Origin of the sequence: Paraburkholderia sp. (genome assembly GCF_034668105.1) — a bacterium.
Taxonomy (GTDB): domain Bacteria; phylum Pseudomonadota; class Gammaproteobacteria; order Burkholderiales; family Burkholderiaceae; genus Paraburkholderia.
On record NZ_JAXDPY010000306.1, the window covers coordinates 1 to 3,054 of the forward strand.

Consider the following 3,054-nt stretch of genomic DNA (forward strand, 5'->3'; position numbering starts at 1 on the left):
GCCCAGGGCAAGATGCTGGATGGCGGGTGGCTCTTTCCCGGGCTCGATCCCGTCGACCCGCTCAGCACGCGACAGCTGAACCGCGCCATCCACGCCGCCGCCGAGGTCGCACACATCGACAAGCGCGTGTCCATGCACACGCTGCGGCATAGCTTCGCGACACACCTCCTTGAACAGAAGGTGGACATCCGCGTGATCCAGGTGCTGCTCGGCCATGCGAGGCTCGAGAACACCGCGCTCTACGTCCAGGTGGCCACCGACCTGCTGCACGAGGTCACCAGTCCGCTGGACCGTCTGCCCTCCGAGTAGGCCCGCGCGCTGTAGCGCCTCATGCTGGAGGTTGCGGACATCTTCCGCAGCCACGGGCCAGCGTGGCGGACCACGACACACCTGAGCCTGGGGCAGCTGAATCGTGTTGTCCGAGCGCAAAGTCCTCGATGTGACCTTGCGCCTCCCACTCCGCCAGGCAGCGCCGCAGATCGCGCTCGAGGCCGCCCGCCGTCTGATAGCGCTCCTCGGCGGTCTTGGCGAGCAGCTTCATGACGATGGCAGAGACTGCGGCCGGAATATTCGCCAGCCGCTCGCTGGGTGGCACCGGCTTGCGCGCGATATGGCAGTGCACCCACTCCATCGGATCGGTGGCACTAAACGGCAAGGCGCCCGTGAGCATCTCGTAGAGCGTGACGCCGAGCGCGTAGAGATCGCTGCGCGCGTCGACCGACCGGTTCATGCGGCCGGTCTGTTCGGGCGCCATGTAAGCGAGCGTGCCGGCGATGGTCTCCGGCGGCTCGGGCGCTTGTCGCTCGCGGGGCAGGCGTGAGGCGATGCCGAACCCGGTCAGCTTGACCTCGCCGTTCGCGCTCATGAGGATGTTGGCCGGCTTCACGTCCTTGTGGACGAGGCCACGCTGATGCACCTTGCCCAGCGCCCAGACAATGCCGATGGCAATGCGCAGGAAGCGTTCGACCTCCGTAGGTCCGCCGAGCAGTTGGCTAAGAGGCTCGCCGCCAGCGTCTTCGAGCAGCAGCAGCGTCCGTCCATCTTTACGCACAAGTTCGAACGGCCGAACCGCCCAGGCGCTGTCCAGTTCGTCGCGCAGGCCGTACTCGTGGGTCAGGCGATCGAGGCTGGCAGGCGTCGGGTGCTCCGCGGTGGATTGCACGACCAGCACCGCCGCATGACTGCCATCGGCCTCACGGGACCATGCCCGGTAGAAGGCGCGGTCGCCGTCCTCCCATACAACCTGAAAGCGACTGCCTCCAAGTGCGTCAAACCGAGAAGGAAGGTTCAACGTTGGCCCCCATCAAGCCGGTGGCCGTTGTCGCGCCGAACAAGTACCTCGCTCGGCTCGTCGACTGGCCAGACCGTAAGAAAACAAGTCTGCCACACGCGAGGCGACAATGGCGCCTGTCGTGGGCCGCAATGGAGAGCAGAAACCCTGACGACGGCGGCAAGCTCGGGGAGCGCGGGCGCGAGTAGGGGTCAGCCTGCATCGGGCAATGCGGATGACGAAGCAAGGGAAAAAGGGAGCGTCGTCATCCAACGATGTAAATGCACCCCAGCCGATCCGCCCGACGAAAGCCCGGACCAGGGCCGAGAGCAGACATCCACCGGTTAAGGGGCGAAGGACCGGAAGTGGCCGATTGGGTGAGGTCGCCACCGGCCGCTTACCGGCACTCCAGTTCGCAATACCTGAATTTGGCTGACTGACCGGTTTGGAGAAAGTTATCCGACCGGTGTGGGTCCGTCTCGCGCCGTGCCGACCGCCAAAGCCGCAGCACTTCGCAGGAAAGCGGTATAAACGCCGGGTGATTCGCCGTCAGGAAAACGGGCTGTATGACCGACATCTATCTGCTCACCGGGCTGACACTGCCACCGGGCGTCGCGCATGAGTCCCTGCCCGGGGCAGTGACACTCTTCATGGCGGATTGCTGGCCAGGCATGAGTCGCACGCAGATGATTGCCCGCGCGAAACGGCGGGGTTTGCGCCTGTCGTTCCGCGCAACGGCGCCATGTCCGTCTGGCGAAACCGGCGTGTTCGAGTTGCGCTTCAATGATGGTGCAGGCGAATGCCTGATGCTGGCGCGGCTTCGACGGGTTGAAAACAGGAATGGTGGGAATCGGCGTACCCGCCGGACCGATGTCTCCCGACCACCGGCGCGCGATCCCCGAGAGACCAGGTTGTTCTGACGGGACGGCCCCGGTTGCCGCGCAACGCGTGGCTCGCTATGCTCCCACCGTCAACGGATCAGGAGTGACGAAGTGCGGCGCGTGACGGTCAGAAAATCATCGGTTCATGGGCGAGGCGTGTTCGCGCTACAGGCGATTCCAGCGGGCCAGCGGGTCTTCGAATACCGCGGGGAGGTGACGTCGTGGCGGCGGGCCTCGGCCCGGCACCGGCGGTCCGGCATGCACGGCCACACGTTCATTTTCGGGCTGGCTGACGGGCGTGTGATCGACGGCAGCGTCGGGGGCAACAGCGCCCGTTGGCTCAATCACTCCTGCCAGCCGAACTGCGAGGCGATCGAGGATGAACGGGGACGGGTTTTCATCGAGACGCTCAAAGACGTGATGCCGGGCGACGAGCTTTCTATCGCCTATGGACTCACTATCGATGACGCGATTACTCCCGAACTGACCGCTGACTATGCCTGTCGCTGCGGGACGAAGAGGTGTACCGGTTCGATGCTGGCTTCGACAGGCGATTAGCTGTCGTGGACGCACTACATCCACCTCATGTGGCGAACGCGGTCAGTTGAAGAAAGAGCGTTTTACGAAGCTGAAGCACTTCGTCGCGGATGGAGCGTGCGACAGCTGGACCGGCAGCCAGTTTCACACTCGGGCAATGCTGTCGAAAAACAGGACCGCCATGCTACAGAAGTCGGGCAAGACGCAACCGGGCGATCTCGTGACCGCAGAGGCGCGTACCTTGTTCAACCCCTACACGGTCCTGCGCACCATCATCGCGCGGATTTCGCTGATCGCGCGCTCGGGATCAAGTCCTTCGGGTCACACATCCACGCAGTTCATGATGGTGCGGCAGCGGTATAGCCT

General features: G+C 64.3%; 4 protein-coding genes and 1 pseudogene. 4 read left to right on the forward strand and 1 reads right to left on the reverse strand.

The window, feature by feature from the left end; all coding sequences use genetic code 11:
* A partial coding sequence (locus QOC89_RS13930; protein WP_323045543.1) for a tyrosine-type recombinase/integrase occupies positions 1 to 309 on the forward strand: 309 nt, incomplete at its 5' end.
* A gap of 100 nt (positions 310 to 409) precedes the next feature.
* On the opposite strand, the pseudogene QOC89_RS13935 reads toward QOC89_RS13930, so the two are convergent.
* Positions 410 to 1,291, reverse strand: a pseudogene (locus QOC89_RS13935) (serine/threonine protein kinase); the annotation flags it as partial.
* Positions 1,292 to 1,836: 545 nt separating this feature from the next.
* On the opposite strand from QOC89_RS13935, the gene QOC89_RS13940 reads away from it, so the two are divergent.
* The 3 genes from QOC89_RS13940 (at position 1,837) to QOC89_RS13950 (ending at position 3,051) form a co-directional block, all read left to right on the forward strand.
* Positions 1,837 to 2,190 carry a hypothetical protein gene (locus QOC89_RS13940; protein WP_323045544.1) on the forward strand — a complete coding sequence of 118 codons (354 nt, stop codon included), beginning with the start codon at positions 1,837 to 1,839 and terminating at the stop codon, positions 2,188 to 2,190.
* Between the two features lie 72 nt (positions 2,191 to 2,262).
* Positions 2,263 to 2,709, forward strand: coding sequence for an SET domain-containing protein (locus QOC89_RS13945; RefSeq protein ID WP_323045545.1), 447 nt, complete (start codon positions 2,263 to 2,265; stop codon positions 2,707 to 2,709).
* Between the two features lie 27 nt (positions 2,710 to 2,736).
* Complete coding sequence (locus QOC89_RS13950; protein WP_323045546.1) at positions 2,737 to 3,051, forward strand: hypothetical protein; 315 nt, start codon at positions 2,737 to 2,739, stop codon at positions 3,049 to 3,051.
* The last annotated feature ends 3 nt before the right edge of the window (positions 3,052 to 3,054 follow it).